The sequence below is a fragment of the Martinezella dioscoreae genome, from assembly GCF_009176305.1.
Lineage (GTDB): Bacteria > Pseudomonadota > Alphaproteobacteria > Rhizobiales > Rhizobiaceae > Rhizobium > Rhizobium dioscoreae.
Map to the genome: position 1 here is coordinate 705,018 of NZ_BLAJ01000002.1, position 14,808 is coordinate 719,825.

15 protein-coding genes are annotated in these 14,808 nt (G+C 61.6%); 7 read left to right on the top strand and 8 right to left on the bottom strand.

Annotated elements, in window-relative coordinates:
* Window positions 1-68 precede the first annotated feature (68 nt).
* From GDN47_RS09835 to GDN47_RS09860, 6 genes are all read left to right on the top strand, one after another.
* Window positions 69-1,277, top strand: coding sequence for a glycosyl transferase family 1 (locus GDN47_RS09835; protein WP_152093174.1), 1,209 nt, complete (start codon window positions 69-71; stop codon window positions 1,275-1,277).
* Window positions 1,274-2,272 carry a glycosyltransferase family 2 protein gene (locus GDN47_RS09840; RefSeq protein WP_152093175.1) on the top strand — a complete coding sequence of 333 codons (999 nt, stop codon included), beginning with the start codon at window positions 1,274-1,276 and terminating at the stop codon, window positions 2,270-2,272. The genes GDN47_RS09835 and GDN47_RS09840 overlap by 4 nt, the downstream gene beginning before the upstream one ends.
* Complete coding sequence (locus GDN47_RS09845; protein WP_152093176.1) at window positions 2,269-3,207, top strand: glycosyltransferase family 2 protein; 939 nt, start codon at window positions 2,269-2,271, stop codon at window positions 3,205-3,207. The genes GDN47_RS09840 and GDN47_RS09845 overlap by 4 nt, the downstream gene beginning before the upstream one ends.
* Window positions 3,204-4,229, top strand: coding sequence for a glycosyltransferase family 2 protein (locus GDN47_RS09850; protein ID WP_113329631.1), 1,026 nt, complete (start codon window positions 3,204-3,206; stop codon window positions 4,227-4,229). Before GDN47_RS09845 ends, GDN47_RS09850 begins: the two co-directional genes overlap by 4 nt.
* Window positions 4,230-4,233: 4 nt before the next feature.
* Window positions 4,234-5,139 (top strand): UTP--glucose-1-phosphate uridylyltransferase GalU, encoded by a 906-nt coding sequence (gene galU / locus GDN47_RS09855; protein ID WP_069610329.1) that lies wholly within the window; start codon window positions 4,234-4,236, stop codon window positions 5,137-5,139.
* An 84-nt stretch (window positions 5,140-5,223) separates the two neighbouring features.
* Window positions 5,224-7,572, top strand: coding sequence for a polysaccharide biosynthesis tyrosine autokinase (locus GDN47_RS09860; protein WP_113351040.1), 2,349 nt, complete (start codon window positions 5,224-5,226; stop codon window positions 7,570-7,572).
* Here GDN47_RS09860 and GDN47_RS09865 read toward each other — a convergent pair.
* From GDN47_RS09865 to cbiE, 5 genes are all read right to left on the bottom strand, one after another.
* Window positions 7,569-8,465 carry a DMT family transporter gene (locus GDN47_RS09865; protein WP_152093177.1) on the bottom strand — a complete coding sequence of 299 codons (897 nt, stop codon included), beginning with the start codon at window positions 8,463-8,465 and terminating at the stop codon, window positions 7,569-7,571. The genes GDN47_RS09860 and GDN47_RS09865 overlap by 4 nt on opposite strands.
* 130 nt (window positions 8,466-8,595) lie before the next feature.
* Complete coding sequence (locus GDN47_RS09870) at window positions 8,596-9,156, bottom strand: NADPH-dependent FMN reductase (protein ID WP_152093178.1); 561 nt, start codon at window positions 9,154-9,156, stop codon at window positions 8,596-8,598.
* A gap of 269 nt (window positions 9,157-9,425) precedes the next feature.
* Complete coding sequence (gene nikR, locus GDN47_RS09875; RefSeq protein ID WP_152093179.1) at window positions 9,426-9,863, bottom strand: nickel-responsive transcriptional regulator NikR; 438 nt, start codon at window positions 9,861-9,863, stop codon at window positions 9,426-9,428.
* A gap of 79 nt (window positions 9,864-9,942) precedes the next feature.
* Window positions 9,943-10,701: a precorrin-4 C(11)-methyltransferase gene (gene cobM, locus GDN47_RS09880; RefSeq protein WP_152093180.1), complete on the bottom strand. Its 759-nt coding sequence runs from the start codon at window positions 10,699-10,701 to the stop codon at window positions 9,943-9,945.
* Between the two features lie 19 nt (window positions 10,702-10,720).
* On the bottom strand, window positions 10,721-11,962 hold the full coding sequence (gene cbiE, locus GDN47_RS09885) for a precorrin-6y C5,15-methyltransferase (decarboxylating) subunit CbiE (RefSeq protein ID WP_152093181.1): 1,242 nt from the start codon (window positions 11,960-11,962) through the stop codon (window positions 10,721-10,723).
* Between cbiE and GDN47_RS09890 the strand changes: the two genes are divergently transcribed.
* The gene (locus GDN47_RS09890) at window positions 11,946-12,716 is read left to right on the top strand and encodes a cobalt-precorrin-6A reductase (protein ID WP_152093182.1); all 771 of its coding nucleotides are present in this window, start codon (window positions 11,946-11,948) and stop codon (window positions 12,714-12,716) included. The two genes, cbiE and GDN47_RS09890, sit on opposite strands and share 17 nt — an antisense overlap.
* Here the strand turns inward: GDN47_RS09890 and GDN47_RS09895 are convergent.
* The 3 genes from GDN47_RS09895 to GDN47_RS09905 are packed head-to-tail and all read right to left on the bottom strand — an operon-like array spanning window position 12,680 to window position 14,807.
* A complete protein-coding gene (locus GDN47_RS09895; protein ID WP_152093183.1) occupies window positions 12,680-13,444 on the bottom strand; it encodes a precorrin-3B C(17)-methyltransferase in 765 nt (254 codons plus the stop codon). The two genes, GDN47_RS09890 and GDN47_RS09895, sit on opposite strands and share 37 nt — an antisense overlap.
* Window positions 13,441-14,178: a precorrin-2 C(20)-methyltransferase gene (locus GDN47_RS09900; protein ID WP_152093184.1), complete on the bottom strand. Its 738-nt coding sequence runs from the start codon at window positions 14,176-14,178 to the stop codon at window positions 13,441-13,443. Before GDN47_RS09900 ends, GDN47_RS09895 begins: the two co-directional genes overlap by 4 nt.
* The gene (locus GDN47_RS09905) at window positions 14,175-14,807 is read right to left on the bottom strand and encodes a precorrin-8X methylmutase (RefSeq protein WP_152093185.1); all 633 of its coding nucleotides are present in this window, start codon (window positions 14,805-14,807) and stop codon (window positions 14,175-14,177) included. The genes GDN47_RS09900 and GDN47_RS09905 overlap by 4 nt, the downstream gene beginning before the upstream one ends.
* Window position 14,808: the final 1 nt, after the last annotated feature.

Sequence of the window (14,808 nt, forward strand, 5' to 3'; positions counted from 1 at the left end):
AATGCCACCATGCAACACCAACCACACAAGGCGCCTGGTTCTGGCCGGGCGCAAAAGCGGAAATTTTGATGCTGCATATACTGTATTTCGTCCATGATCTTGCCGACCCGGCTGTGCGCAGGCGGGTGCTGATGCTGCAGGCCGGCGGGGCACTCGTGACGCTCGCGGGGTTCCGGCGCGATGACAATGCGCTGGCTGCCATCCATGGTGTCGAGCCGATCGAGCTCGGCAAGACACGGGATGCCCAGTTTGCGCAGCGCATTGCGGCGGTGGCCAAATCGGCGGCGAAACTGCGTGGTGCGCTGCGCTCGGTCGCAAGGCCGGACCTCATCATCGGCCGCAATCTCGAAATGCTGGCGCTGGCCCATCGCGCCAAGTCCATTTTTGGCGGCGATATGCCTGTTGTCTATGAATGCCTCGATATCCACCGGCTACTGCTGCGCGACGATGTCGTGGGCAGCGCGCTTCGCAGTGCGGAACGCCATTTCGGTTCGCAGGCGGCATTGCTGGTGACCAGTTCGCCAGCCTTCATCGAACGTTATTTCCGCCCGCGCTCCGGGCTGCATGTGCCGGTCATGCTGCTCGAAAACAAGGTGCTGGCGCTTGAGCCTGCGGCGCGCGCCATCGCATCGGCAGCAAGACCGCCGGCTGCGGGCAAGCCCTGGAAGATAGGCTGGTTCGGCGCTCTTCGCTGCCGCAAGTCCTTGGCCTTGCTCGATCAATTCTCGCGGCGGGTGGAGGGCCGTTTCGAGATCGTCCTCCGGGGCCGCCCGGCCTACTCCGAGTTCGAGGACTTCGATCGCACCGTCCGCGATGCACCCTTCATGCATTTTGCCGGCGCCTACAAGAATCCCGAGGATCTTTCGGCGATCTATGGCGAAGTCCAGTTCTCCTGGGCGATCGATTTTTTCGAAGAAGGCTTGAACTCCAACTGGCTGCTGCCGAACCGCCTCTATGAAGGCGGTCTTTATGGCGCTGTGCCGATTGCGATCAAGGATACGGAGACGGCAAGATTTCTTGCCAGCCGAAAGATCGGGCTTACGCTCGACCAGGCCGATGCCGAACATCTGACGGCGCTTTTGGGTGAGATGGACACGAGGCGTTATCTCGACGCCTTCGAGGCGGTGGCTTCCCAGGATCGCAAGCAATGGATGATGGATCGCGCCGACTGTCAGGGGCTGGTGCAGCGGCTGGCGTCGCTGACGCACGCCAATGAGCAGATTGCCGAAGTACAGGCCCTCCCACAACTACATCGCAATAGAGGTGGATTGCAATGACGACTGAAAGCTCTGGGGACATGCGCTGCATAATCGTTATTCCTTGCCTCAACGAGGAAAAGCATATCGAGCCGCTGATCGCCAAACTCGGGCAGGCTCTGGACGAACTCGACGCCAGGATCGTAGTGGCTGATGGCGGCAGCACCGATCGCACGCGCGAGATCGTCCGGGATATAGCTGTAAGAGATCCTCGCGTTCTGTTGCTCGACAATCCGAAGCGGCTGCAGAGCGCAGCGATCAATCTCGCCATCGAGACGTTCGGCGACGATTACGAGTATTTCATCCGCATCGACGCCCATGGCGATTATCCCGACGATTACTGCCAGACGCTGGTGCAGGAGGCCGGTGCGACGGGCGCGGATTCCGTCGTCGTTGCTATGCGCACCATGGGTTTCAGCGCCTTCCAGAAGGCAACGGCCGTCGCGCAGAACTCCAAGCTCGGCAATGGCGGCTCCAAACATCGCGAAGGAGCCAAGGGCCATTGGGCGGAGCATGGGCATCATGCGCTAATGCGCGTTGCCGCCTTCCGTGCCGTCGGCGGCTACGACGAAACCTTCAGCCATAACGAGGATGCCGAGCTGGATTATCGGCTGAACAAGGCGGGGTATCGGATCTGGCTGACGGACAAGACTGCCATGACCTACTATCCGCGCTCCAGCGTCCCGACGCTCTTCAAGCAATATCTCGGTTATGGCCGCGGCCGCGCGCGCAATATTCTCAAGCATCGCAGCATGCCGAGCCTGCGCCAGATGCTGCCGCTTGCGGTCGTGCCGATTTTCATCGGTGCCTTCCTGGCGGTCCTTAACTGGATTGCGGTTATTCCGGTTGGTCTGTGGGCTGTGGCCTGCATCGCCTACGGTTTCTGGATCGCTCTCGGCCAGAAGAACCCCTACGGCCCGCTGGCCGCAATTTCCGCCATGGTCATGCATTTCGCCTGGTCCATGGGCTTCTGGATGGAAGTTTTCAGCTTTCGCAATCGCAGGGTCGCGTCATGACTCAAGTCCATCGACGCCCCATTAAGATCGACATAGCGGTCTGCACCTATCGACGGGCAGAGCTCGATCAGACGCTGCTGTCGCTTGCCGTGCTCAACGTCCCCACAGGTGCGGTCATCCGGATCATCGTCGCCGACAATGATGTGACGCCGAGCGCGCGGAGCCGTGTCGACGCCATGCGTTCGGCCGTACCCTTCGAGATCGTCTATGTCCATTGCCCGGCATCGAACATCTCGATTGCCCGCAATGCCTGCCTCGATCATGCAAGCGGCGATTTCCTTGCCTTCATTGATGATGACGAGACTGCTTCGGAAGACTGGTTGACGGAAATGCTCATCATGGCCGACACGACCGGCGCCGATGCCGTTCTCGGCCCCGTGCAGGCGGTTTACGCGAATGTCGCTCCGGCATGGATGCAGCAGGGCGATTTCCATTCGACTCTGCCGGTCTGGGTCGCGGGAGAAATCCTGACCGGCTACACCTGCAATGTATTGCTGCGCCGCGGCGCGCCTTCGCTTGCCGGGCGGCGTTTCAATATCGCGCTCGGGCGCAGCGGCGGCGAAGATACCGAGTTCTTCACCCATATGCACAAGGCGGGCGGCAGGATCGCCTATGCCGCGGATGCGCTGGTCTACGAACCCGTTCCCAACGGTCGGGCAACCGTCTCTTGGCTCTCGAAGCGCCGGTATCGCATGGGACAGACGCATGGTCGCATGCTGCTGGAAGCCAGGGGTGGCTTCGGGCGCTGGCGCGCGATCGCGCTTGCAGGCACGAAATCTGCCTATTGCTTCGTTGCCGCGGCGTTGCTCTCGGCATCGCCCATCAAGCGCCATCGCTATGGCCTGCGCGGCATCATGCATGCCGGCGTCGTCAGCGGCCTCTTCGGAGTTCGCGAAATAGAACAATATGGAAATCTGGAGAAGGCACCGCAATGACGGATTTCATCCCCGATGTCAGCTTCGTCATTGCTGCCTATAATGCCGAGGAAACGCTCGAGCGCGCCATTGACAGCGCGCTGGCGCAAGGTGCCGTCAGCATGGAAGTCATCGTCGTCGACGATTGCTCGACGGACGGCACGCGCGAGATCGCCGCCAACCATCCCGATCCGCGCGTACGACTCGTCGCCATGGCCCGCAATGGTGGCCCGGGCGCTGCCCGCAATGCCGGGCTCGATGCGGCCCGGGGCCGCTGGGTGGCCGTGCTCGATTCTGACGATGCCCTGCGTCCGGACCGCATGGCCCGCCTGATCGCCAGGGCGGAAAAGGCCGAGGCGCAGATCGCGGTCGACAATCTCGACGTCATCCGCGAGGACGTGGGCACGATGCTGCCGATGTTCCCCGAGGCGATGCTGGCACGCATGCCGACGCTGACGCTGGCAAAGTTCATCGCCTCCAACATGATTTTCCAGTCCGAGCACAATTTCGGCTATATGAAGCCGGTCTTCGAGCGAGCCTTCGTCGAGAAGCATCGCCTGCGCTTCGATGAAACCCTGCGGATTGGCGAGGATTACATTTTCCTGGCTTCCGCGCTCGCTCGTGGCGGCCTCTGCGTCGTCGAGCCGACCGTAGGCTACTTGTATTACATTCGCGATGGATCGATCTCGCGTGTTCTCAGGCAAGACCATGTCGAAGCCATGCTTGCCGCAGACACCAGATTCTTCGCCGAACATCCCTTCGGGGCTGCTGCTCTTGCCGCACAGCGGCGACGCACGCGCAATCTGAAGGACGTCATCGCGTTCCTGAAGCTGGTCGACAGCATCAAGGAACGTGAATTGCAGGCGATGCTCAAGATCGCATGCCTCAACCCGCGGGCGGTGCGCCATCTCAGCATGCCGATCTTTGCGCGTTTTCGTCGGTTGGCCGCATCTCTGCGGAGCGGTCGCCAGCCGTCGCCTACCTCCCAACTTTCCTCCCCCCTGCCCAACATGGGCGCAGGCCCTCACTCTAACAAAGGATAGAGCCATGGACCCCAAACGTCGTGTGAGAAAAGCAGTCATCCCGGTTGCCGGCAATGGAACGCGCTTCCTGCCCGCCACCAAGGCGATGCCAAAGGAGATGCTGACGATCGTCGATCGTCCGGTCGTGCAATATGCCGTCGATGAAGCCATCGAAGCCGGCATCGAGCACATCGTCTTCGTCACCAGCCGCAACAAGTCGGCGATCGAAGACCATTTCGACGACACGCCGGAGCTGATTTCTTCGCTGCAAAGGGCAGGCAAGAGCCACCAGGTCAGCGAGCTGGAACGCCTCCTGCCGCGGCCGGGCGCTGTCAGCTTCACCCGCCAGCAGGCTCCGCTCGGCCTCGGCCACGCTGTCTGGTGTGCCCGCGATCTGATCGGCAACGAGCCATTCGCGCTGCTTCTGCCTGACATGCTCTGCTACGGCATTCGCGGCTGCATGGCCGGCTTGATGGACCTCTATAATGAGACCGGCGGCAACATCGTCGCTGTCGAGGAATGCGCTCCGGAAGAAACCTCGAAATACGGCATTATCGGCAAGGGCGAGTCCGTGCGCCATGGCTTCGCCGTGACCAAAATGGTCGAGAAGCCGCATCCGTCCGAGGCGCCTTCAAACTTTTACCTCAATGGCCGTTATATTCTGCAGCCCGAGATTTTCGATATTCTGGCCCGTCAGGAGCGCGGCGCCGGCAATGAGATCCAGCTGACCGACGGCATGCTGCGCCTTTCCGAGACGCAGACCTTCCATGCCCAGGTCTATAACGGACGCACGTTCGACTGCGGGTCCAAGCACGGCTTCATCGAAGCGAACGTCGCCTTCGCGCTCGCTCGCTCCGATATCGGCAGCTTGGTCTATGACTCGATCCGCAACATGGTCGTCTCGCACGAAGCGCAGATGACCGCCGCTTAAGCCTGTTCACATTGTGGCCTGCGGCCGGTAAGGCCGCGGGCCATGGCTATTGTTCATTCGGGCTTCTCCGACAAGGTGGTCGCCATGCATCAGAAGAACTTCACTTTCCACAGCGCTCTTCCGCAAGCGGAGTCGCAGGATAGCTTTATCGATCTCGACCGGCTGATGGCCGTCGTGGTCCGGCGCATCCGCACCATCATTTTCGCCGTGGCCGCCTTTGTCATCCTGGCCGTCGTCTATCTGTTGACGGCCACCTCGAGCTATACGTCGATGACGCAGATATTGCTCGACGAAACCATGACGAAATATGCCGAGGATCAGCCGCCGGCGGCAAGCAGCCAGCAGGCGGACATGGAGATCGCCAGTGCGGTCGAAATCCTCAAATCGAATGAGATGGCGTTGCGTGTCGTCGACACGGCGGGCCTCGCTGACAACAATACCCTGCTCAATCCGCCCGTATCTCCGGCGGCCTTGCTCAAATCCGGCGTTAGCCTGATCGTCAGCGTCTTCACGCCTGGCCGCCCGCCTATGACGCCCGAGGAACAGCGGGAAGCCCAGCGCCAGAAGGTTGCTGCCGTTCTGCAGGATAATCTGAAGGTCGAACGCGTCACGCGCAGCTCGGTCGTAGCCGTCTCCTTCAGTTCGACGGACAAGCGTCTCGCCGCCAAGGTTACGAGCGCTTATGCCGACGCTTATCTAACCGACCAGCTGAACGCCAATTTCGATGCAACCGAACGCGCTTCCGTCTGGTTACAGGAACGCTTGAACGACTTGCGCCAGCGCGCTCAGGAGGCTTCACTGGAAGTCGAGAAATACAAGGCGGACAATGGCCTGACGTCAACCGGCGGCGAACTGATGTCGGAACAGCAGATTTCCGACCTCAACAAGCAGCTGATCATCGCCCAGGCCGACACGGCCAGCGCCGCCGCCCGCTACAATCAGTACAAGTCGATCATCGACCAAGGCCCTGATAACGCCGTCAAGAACGCGACCATCTCATCGAGCTCGACCGACAATTCAGTGCTGCAAGATTTGAAAACGCGCTATCTTGCCGTCGAAAAGCGCGAACAGGATGTCACGCAGAATTTCGGCGCCGATCATCCGCAGGCAGTCGCGCTCAAGGCCGAGCGGCAGGATATCACCCGGCAGATCTATCAGGTCCTTCAGCAGCTCACCGCCAGCTACAAGAACGAGTATGATGTCGCTCAGTCGCGGGCGGAATCGCTGCGCGAAAGCATCGACAAGGTCGTCGGCAAGAATTCCGAGGCCAACAAGTCGCTGGTTCACCTGAATGAGTTGAACCAGAAGGCATCGGCGCTGAAGACGCTTTACGAATCCTATCTCGGCCGCTTCGAACAGGCGACCCAGCAGCGCTCGTTCCCCATCGCCAAGGCCCGCGTCATTTCGGTGGCCGGCGTGCCCACTGCGCCGTCCAGCCCGAAGAAGACGCTCGTCATGGCGCTCTCGGTCATCCTCGGTCTGATGGTCGGCTGCGGTGTAGCTGCATTCCAGGAGTTCCGCGACCGTTACTTCCGCGTGGAGGCCGACGTGCGGGCTGCTCTCGGTTTGAAATTCCTGGGCTATCTGCCGCTGCTCGGTCAGCAGAGCAAGAGCAAGAGCAAGAAGAAGTCGCGCAGGGCCGATGCCGGAGCGGAGCCGATAACGGCGGAAGAGGGAGAAAACGGCGTCGCCTTCGAGCGCATAATGCGCATCTCCGTCGAAGCGCCGCGCTCGATCTTCGCCGAGACCTTGAGGAACGCAAAGCTTGCCAGCGATGTGATGCTGCAAGGCCGTGCCGACCGTGTCATCGGCGTCGTCTCGGCACTGCCGGGCGAAGGCAAGTCAACGACGGCTGCCAATTTTGCCGCCCTGCTTGCGAGCAGCGGTAAGCGCACGCTGCTCATCGACGCCGACTTGCGCAATCCGGGCCTCAGCCGGACGCTGAAGACGCCGCCGCAGGCAGGCCTGATCGAGGCTGTGCTTGGCGAGGTGCCCTGGACGAATGCCGTGAAGGTCGACCCGCGCACCAAGCTTGCCATTCTTCCGGTCGCCGTGCGTGATCATCTGCTGCACACCAGCGAGCTTCTGTCCTCGCAGGGCATGCAGCATCTGATGGAAAATGCCCGCAAGATGTTCGACTACATCATCGTCGATCTTGCGCCGCTTGGTCCTGTCATCGATGCAAAGGCCTTCGCGCCGCAGGTCGATGCCTTCCTGCTGGTGACCGAATGGGGCGCAACGCCGACCAATCTGGTGCGTGATGTTCTCGAGCAGGAGCCGCAGATCAACTCGCGCATCCTCGGTGTGATCCTCAACAAGACCGACATGTCGGAACTGCCGCGCTACAGCGATTTCGGTGGAACGGAGCGCTACCGGCAGAAATATGTGAGCTACTACACCGAGGTGCAGCCGCGCGCCCAGGTGGATGCTTAGTCCGCCGGTCCCTTGCCGGTCTTGAGCCGGGTTCTCGCCAGCGCATGTTCGCGCCAGATCGTGAATATGCCCGCCGCAACAACGATGAGCGCGCCTAAGATCATGGGCGCGCTCAACTTTTCGCCGAATATCATGACACCGATAATGGCGGAAAAGACGAGCTGCAGATAGGTCAGCGGCTGGATCACCACCGCGTCCAGCATATCGTAGGCTCGGATGAGGAAATAATGGCTTGAAACGCCGGTCAGGCAAAGAATGCCCATGAAGATCCAGTCATGGGGCGCAAGCGGTGTCCAGAAGAACGGCCCGATGCAGCTCATGGCGATCGCGCCCACCACACCCGTATAGAAAAAGCTGGTCATGGCGCCGTCTTCGCGGCTGACATAGCGTGTCAGGACGACGTAGAGCGAAAATAGCAATGCGCCGAAGAGCGGCACCAGGAAGCGCGTATCGAAGACGCCGCTTTCCGGCTTCAGGATCAACAGCACGCCGAAGAAACCGAAACAGATCGCCAGCCATCGCCGCCAGCCGACCTTCTCGCCGAGGATGGGGATCGACAGCAAGGCCACCATCAGCGGACCGGATGAAAAGATCGCCTGAGAATGGGCAAGGCCGACGACGACGAAGGACGAGATGGCGACGACGATCTGCGCGGCGAGCAGCAAGCCCCGGGCAATCTGTAGGACAGGGCGTTTGGTCCTGACGTTGCGCCGCAAGCCGCCAGGCGCGCGCGAAGCCATTGCGATGGCGAAAAGCATGAAAGCCCAATAGCGGATCATCGCCACCAGAAGCGGCGGGTAGGCGCTGACAAGGTGCTTGGAGATGCCGTCCTGTATGGCGAATATGCTGATTGCCAACAGCGTGAAGACGTAACCGGTACTATTGGATTTCATGGCTTTCGAAGGAAGAAGATGTGCGGGGCCCCGGAGGCGCCGGGACCCGGCACCACATTCACATTAGGTCATTCATCGGTTCAATCATAGGCTCCATGTTTGCGGTCCGGTCCATCCGCAGAGCCACGCATCAGTCCTTTTTGCGATCCGCGACGAAGGTCGTGAAGCCATCGATGAAAGCCGCAAGATTGTGCTTCACTTTCTCGTCGACGATTGCGCCATGGGCATCAAAGACACTGCCGGCACGTGACACCATGAGCCGACCGCCGAACCAGGCTTCGGCGCCGAGCGTGCGCAACACCGTCAACCAGGCGTTCTGGCTGAGGATGGTACCGAAATTGCCCGGCGAAGCTCCGAGGACGGCGATCGGCTTTCCGCCGAAAACCTGAGCGATGTCTGTAGAAGGCCGGCTCATCCAGTCGATTGCGTTCTTGAAAACGCCCGGAAGCGAATTGTTGTATTCCGGCGTAAACAGGATCAGCCCATCGGCTGAAATGGCGAGGTCCTTGAGTTCCTGTACTTTTTCCGGAATGCCATCCGCAGCCTCGAGATCGGCATCGTAAAGCGGCACGCCATGGATGGTGCGGGCGATCAGCTCGACGCCGCTTGGTGCCAATTCGACGGCCGCGTGCAGCAGGGCCGTGTTGAAGGAGCCTTTACGCAGGCTGCCCGATATGCCGAGTATCTTCATCGCTTCCCCCATTTGCCGTGATGGGAAGACATTTATGCTTCATCGTCCTTCGTCAAGGCCTGACGGAATCTTATGTGGTGAGCGACAACTTCGGTTTGACCGTGCTTACCGCCCGGAAGGCATGACCCGGATCGGCGCTGAAGCCGATGCTGGGCGCCGCCGGCATCACTGGCCCTGTTGAAGCCGCCTGGTTTTGGTTGCCGCTCTCAAGGAGTATCGCCTATGTCATCAGCTCTGACTGGGTAGTCCGCGGGCAACTTGCCGTCCACTCAGTCATGCGAATGGGATTCGGGGTGGTCTGCGCCGTCGTCGGATGGAATGATGTGCAAGTTCCCGAAGCGTACGCCGCGCTGCGTCACGACGCTGTCGGCAAAGGTCTTTATCTCGTCCACCTTACCCTTCAGCACGGAGACTTCGAGGCAATCTTGCCCATCGATATGAACATGAAGCGTCGAGACTGAAAGATCGTGGTGATCGTGTTGCGCCGTCGTCAGCCGGCGCGACAGGTCGCGGGTCTCGTGTTCATAGACGTAGGCAAGGGCCGCGTAGCATCGCGCTTCGCCATCTATGGTCGGCTGCGTGCGGGTCACGGCATCGCGCACGAGATCGCGCAAGGTTTCCGAGCGGCTTGCATAGCCGCGCTGCACGCTGATCTTGTCGATCGTCTCCAGAAGATCGTCATCGATGGTGATGGTAATGCGCTGCATTTCCTGATCCTCTTTTCCCCAACGGCGTGCCGCGATCGACTAGAGGAAATTTCGAGGGGATTTGCAACGGTGTCCGGCGTTATTGGCGGCCACGGAAACGACGCTGATAGGTGGGATCGTAGAGCGAGCTTTCGCGGAAATCACTGGCGGCGAGCGACGAGCCGACGAAGATCAATGCGGTGCGCTCGATCGGCTCCGCCGCTACCTTTGCCTCAATCGTGGCAAGCGTGCCCCGGATAATCCGCTCATCGGGCCAGGATGCCTTGACGACGATCGCAACCGGGCAGTCCGCGCCATAAAGCGGCGTCAGATCCTCGACGACTTCCTTGAGTGCATGGATGGCCAGATGGATCGCGAGCGTCGCGCCGGTCGCGCCGAATTTCGCTAGCGTCTCATTGTTCGGCATCGGCGAGGCCCGACCGGAAACGCGGGTCAGAACTAGGCTTTGGGCGAGGGCTGGTATGGTCAGTTCGCGGCCGAGCGCCGAAGCTGCGGCTGCGAAAGCGGGAACGCCTGGGGTCAGCGTATAGTCGATGCCATGCTGCTCCAGCCGGCGGATCTGTTCGGCAACCGCGCTCCAGACCGAGAGATCGCCCGAATGCAGGCGCGCGACATCCTCGCCCGCTGCATTGGCTTTCAGGTATTCGGCCTCTATCTCGTCAAGCGACATCGGCGCCGTATCGATGATGCGGGCGCCGGGTGGGCAATATTGCAGCAGTTCCGGCGAGACAATCGAGCCGGCATAGAGGCAGACCGGGCATTTGCCGATCAGGTCGCGGCCGCGCACCGTGATCAGGTCGGCGGCGCCTGGGCCTGCGCCAATGAAATGCACTGTCATCACTCTACCTCATTCTCAATTATGGCTTGATCCAAGACCATTGCGTCACCGGCATGGCCGGCCGCCAGCCGGTCATGCGGCCGACAGGTGCGGCGCGCGCAATGTCGATACGGATCAGCGAGCCGCCGCGGCGTGCCTGTTCGGCCAACAGAAGGACTTCCATTTCGGTCGTGACGGCATTGGCGACCAGCCTGCCGCCGCTTTTCAATTGGCCGATGGCGGCCTCCAGCACGCCGGCATCGCTGCCGCCACCGCCGATAAAGATCGCATCCGGTGCCGGCAGGCCGGTAAGAGCAGCCGGCGCCTCGCCTTCGACAACGGTCAGGCCCGGTACACCGAAATTCGCTGCGTTTCGGCGGATTCGAGCGGCGCGTTCAACGGAAGCCTCAATGGCAATGACGCGCAGTGACGGATCGGCCAGCATCCATTCGATGCCGATCGAGCCGGAGCCGGCACCGATATCCCAGAGCAGCTCACCATAACGTGGCGCCAGCGCGGATAGCGTCATCGCGCGGATCTCCCGCTTGGTGATCTGGCCGTCATGTTCAAAAAGCTCGTCGGCGAGGCCTGCGCTTAGCGGCAAAATCCGCGCGCCGGCTTCCGCCTTGACCTCGACGCCGCAGATGTTCAGATCGTTGATGCCGGAGAGGCTAAAGCTAGCCGCAGTTTCCCGGGAGACCTTCTCGTTTGGACCGCCAAGCGCTTCCAGAACCGTCAGTTCTGACGGACCGAAACCAGAGCTGCGCAGCAGGGCGGCCAATTCGGCGGGGCCTTTGCCATCGGATGTCAGCGCCAGGATCTTGCGGCCCGAATGCAGGTGCGGCCGGATCAGATCGATGGACCGGCCATGGAGCGACAGAACCGTCGTCTCCTGCAGGGGCCAGCCGAGGCGCGACGCGGCAAGGCTGAAGGAGGAGGGTGCTGGGATAACGGTCATTTCAGCGGCCGGAATGTGCCGCGAAAGTGTCGCGCCGACGCCGTAGAAAAAAGGATCGCCGGAGGCAAGAACCACTGTCGGTTCTCCGCGCCGGGCAAGAACCGCTTCAACGGATTTTTCGAATGGCGAAAGCCATTGATGGGTTTCGCCTGTTATCAGTGACCTCATCAACTCGATGTGGCGTACACCACCGAAGACCGACGGCGCGTCAGCGATCTGCCGTTTGGCCTCGTCGCCGACACCGGCTGGACCGTCTTCGCCGATGCCGATAAGAGTAAGCCAGCGTTGAACTGAAGGTGTCTCAGCCATGGGCAAGGTCCGCATTCTGATCCTCGGCGGCACGACCGAGGCCCGAGCGCTGGCGGCGGCGCTTGCCCCGCGCACTGATCTCGACATTGTTCTGTCCCTTGCCGGACGAACCGCCGATCCGGCGCCGCAGCCCGTTCCGGTGCGCAGCGGCGGTTTCGGTGGCGCAGAGGGGCTTGCCCGCTATGTCATCGATGAAAAGATCGATCTGGTGATCGATGCCACCCATCCCTTCGCGGCCCGCATTTCCGCCAATGCTTCCCAGGCAGCCACTCAATGCGCTGTTACGGCCTTTGCATTGCGCCGTCCCGCGTGGATGTCGGTCGAAGGCGATGACTGGCTTTCCGTGCATGGCGTTTCGCAGGCCATAGCCGCGCTCGGCGCAGCACCCTTGCGCGTTTTCCTGGCAACGGGGCGGCAGGAGGCGCATTATGCGAACGCCGCGCCGCAGCACCATTATTGGGTCCGCAGCGTCGATCCCGTCGAACCGCCGCTGACCGTGCCTGACGTCAGCTACATCCACAGCCGGGGTCCGTTCCGCCTGGAGAACGAGCTGGAGATGCTGCAACGGCATGGAATCGAGGTGGTCGTCGCCAAGAACAGCGGCGGTGACGCGACCTACGGGAAGATAGAGGCGGCAAGGCAGCTCGGAATCAAGGTGATCATGGTCGAGCGCGCGGATACCGCCGGCTTGCCGGTGGTCGAAACGGTAGACGCTGCGCTCGATCGGATCGATCATTTCGTCTCTTCCCTGATGAAGCGCGGCGTATAGACCAGATCCGGGCGTCCCTCGCGGGCAATGACGCGCGTCTCGGCCGAGCCGATGATGACGCAGGTCGCCATATCCGCCTGCGAGGCCTCGGCATCGGCGAGCCGAGCCACTGTCATGCGCTCGTCGGGACGACCGGCGGCCCGACCGAAGATGACAGGTGTTTCGCCGGGCAGCACGGCGCGCAGGATCTCGAAGGCCTTGCCAAGCTGCCAGGGCCGCGCCTTGCTGATCGGATTGTAGAGCGCGCTCACAAAGCCCGCTTCGGCAACGGCGCGGAGGCGACTCTCGATCAGCGGCCAGGGTTTCAGATTGTCCGAAAGCGAGATCGCGCAGAAATCGTGCCCGAGGGGAGCGCCGATGCGGGCCGCAACGGCAAGCATGGCCGTGATACCCGGCACGACGATAAGGTCTACCGTCCGCCATTCAACCGGACCATGATCGATCGCCTCGCAAACGGCGGCCGCCATGGCAAAGACGCCGGGATCGCCACCGGAGACGACGCAGACATTGATGCCGCTTGCGGCTCGCTGCAGCGCCATCTTGGCGCGGTCCAGCTCCTCGCGATTGTCTGATGCCTGACGGATCTGGTCGTCGCGCAGCGTCAGGCGGTCGAGATAAGGACCGTAACCGTAAAATTCGTGAGCGTCCGCCACGGCAGCAAGTGCCTCCGGCGTCGTCTGCTGGGGATTGCCGGGGCCCGTGCCGATCACATAAAGACGCCCGCTCATGGCCGGCTTTCCCAGCCAGGAACCAGCACAAGGGAGAAATAGGGCGCTTCGGCATCGTTGCGGCTGGCTAGCGGCGTCATTGCGCCGTTCGCCATCGTGCCGCGCTCGACATAGATCGCTTCCTCCAGTCGGCCAGCGGCATCAAGCGCGCGGCGGATCTTGGGCAGATTGCGGCCGACCTTCATGATCACGGCAGCCTGTGTATCACCCAATCTGCGGGTTAGCTCGGCCTCCGCCATCGTTCCTGGCAGCACGGAGAGAATGTCGTCTCCCTGCACCATCGGCAATCCTGCAAGAGACCAGCAACCGGACATGGCGGTCACGCCCGGGATGACTTCAGTGGGGAAGCGATCGGCAAGGCGCACATGCAGATGCATGTAGGAGCCATAGAAGAGCGGATCGCCCTCGCTGAGTACGGCAACCGTCTTTCCTTCGCGAAGATGCGCCGCCACCATCTCGGCCGAGGCGTCATAGAAGGCGGTGATCTGACGGAGATATTCCGGCGCGTCCTTGTCGATCTCGGTCGTCACCGGATAGTAGAGCGGCAGCAGCGTTACGTCCGCCTTCAGCAGATCGCCGACGATGGCTTTCCCATTGCCACCTCTACCCTGCTTGGCGAAGTAAGCGACAACATCGGCACGGTCGAGAGCCTTGACGGCCTTGACCGTCAGCAGTTCCGGATCGCCAGGACCGGTGCCGACGCCGATCAGGTTTCCATTGGACGGCGCACTCATAGACCAGGCCTCGCAAGCGCATTGAGGGCGGCTGCCGTCATGGCACTGCCGCCCAGCCGGCCGCGCACGATGGCAAAGGGAACGCCGTAGGAGTTTTCGGCAAGCGCATCCTTCGATTCCGCCGCGCCGACGAAACCGACGGGCATGCCGATGATGGCAGCCGGCTTCGGCGCGCCATCGCGCAGCATTTCGAGAAGGTGGAAGAGGGCCGTCGGCGCGTTGCCGATAGCGACGACAGAGCCCGCCAGCCGATCCGTCCAAAGATGCATGGCTGCGGCCGAGCGCGTGTTGCCAATGGTCTTCGCGATCTCCGCCGTCCGCGGGTCCTGCAAGGTGCAGATCACTTCGTTGGCGGCAGGCAGACGGGCGCGGGTGACGCCGCGGGCGACCATCTCTGCGTCGCAGAAAATCGGTGCACCGTCAGTCAGCGCCTTGCGGGCGGATGCGACGAAATCGGGAGAGAAGAGAAAATGTTCTGCCGCTTCCACCAATCCGCAGGCATGAATCATGCGGATGGCGACATCGGCCTCGGCTTCAGGGAAACGCTGGAGATCGGCTTCGCTGCGGATGATCGCAAAGGAGCGCTCGTAGATCGCATCCCCTTCGCGGATATAGTCATAGTCAGGCATT

What these genes read in the sequence shown, in the direction of transcription:
- GDN47_RS09860 (WP_113351040.1), top strand. Translation starts at nt 5,224, where the DNA reads ATGCATCAGAAGAACTTCACTTTCCACAGCGCTCTTCCGCAAGCGGAG.
- GDN47_RS09835 (WP_152093174.1), top strand. Translation starts at nt 69, where the DNA reads ATGCTGCATATACTGTATTTCGTCCATGATCTTGCCGACCCGGCTGTG.
- galU (WP_069610329.1), top strand. Translation starts at nt 4,234, where the DNA reads ATGGACCCCAAACGTCGTGTGAGAAAAGCAGTCATCCCGGTTGCCGGC.
- GDN47_RS09845 (WP_152093176.1), top strand. Translation starts at nt 2,269, where the DNA reads ATGACTCAAGTCCATCGACGCCCCATTAAGATCGACATAGCGGTCTGC.
- GDN47_RS09865 (WP_152093177.1), bottom strand. Translation starts at nt 8,465, where the DNA reads ATGAAATCCAATAGTACCGGTTACGTCTTCACGCTGTTGGCAATCAGC.
- GDN47_RS09895 (WP_152093183.1), bottom strand. Translation starts at nt 13,444, where the DNA reads ATGAGCGGGCGTCTTTATGTGATCGGCACGGGCCCCGGCAATCCCCAG.
- GDN47_RS09890 (WP_152093182.1), top strand. Translation starts at nt 11,946, where the DNA reads ATGGGCAAGGTCCGCATTCTGATCCTCGGCGGCACGACCGAGGCCCGA.
- GDN47_RS09905 (WP_152093185.1), bottom strand. Translation starts at nt 14,807, where the DNA reads ATGCCTGACTATGACTATATCCGCGAAGGGGATGCGATCTACGAGCGC.
- GDN47_RS09870 (WP_152093178.1), bottom strand. Translation starts at nt 9,156, where the DNA reads ATGAAGATACTCGGCATATCGGGCAGCCTGCGTAAAGGCTCCTTCAAC.
- GDN47_RS09840 (WP_152093175.1), top strand. Translation starts at nt 1,274, where the DNA reads ATGACGACTGAAAGCTCTGGGGACATGCGCTGCATAATCGTTATTCCT.
- cobM (WP_152093180.1), bottom strand. Translation starts at nt 10,701, where the DNA reads ATGACAGTGCATTTCATTGGCGCAGGCCCAGGCGCCGCCGACCTGATC.
- nikR (WP_152093179.1), bottom strand. Translation starts at nt 9,863, where the DNA reads ATGCAGCGCATTACCATCACCATCGATGACGATCTTCTGGAGACGATC.
- cbiE (WP_152093181.1), bottom strand. Translation starts at nt 11,962, where the DNA reads ATGCGGACCTTGCCCATGGCTGAGACACCTTCAGTTCAACGCTGGCTT.
- GDN47_RS09850 (WP_113329631.1), top strand. Translation starts at nt 3,204, where the DNA reads ATGACGGATTTCATCCCCGATGTCAGCTTCGTCATTGCTGCCTATAAT.
- GDN47_RS09900 (WP_152093184.1), bottom strand. Translation starts at nt 14,178, where the DNA reads ATGAGTGCGCCGTCCAATGGAAACCTGATCGGCGTCGGCACCGGTCCT.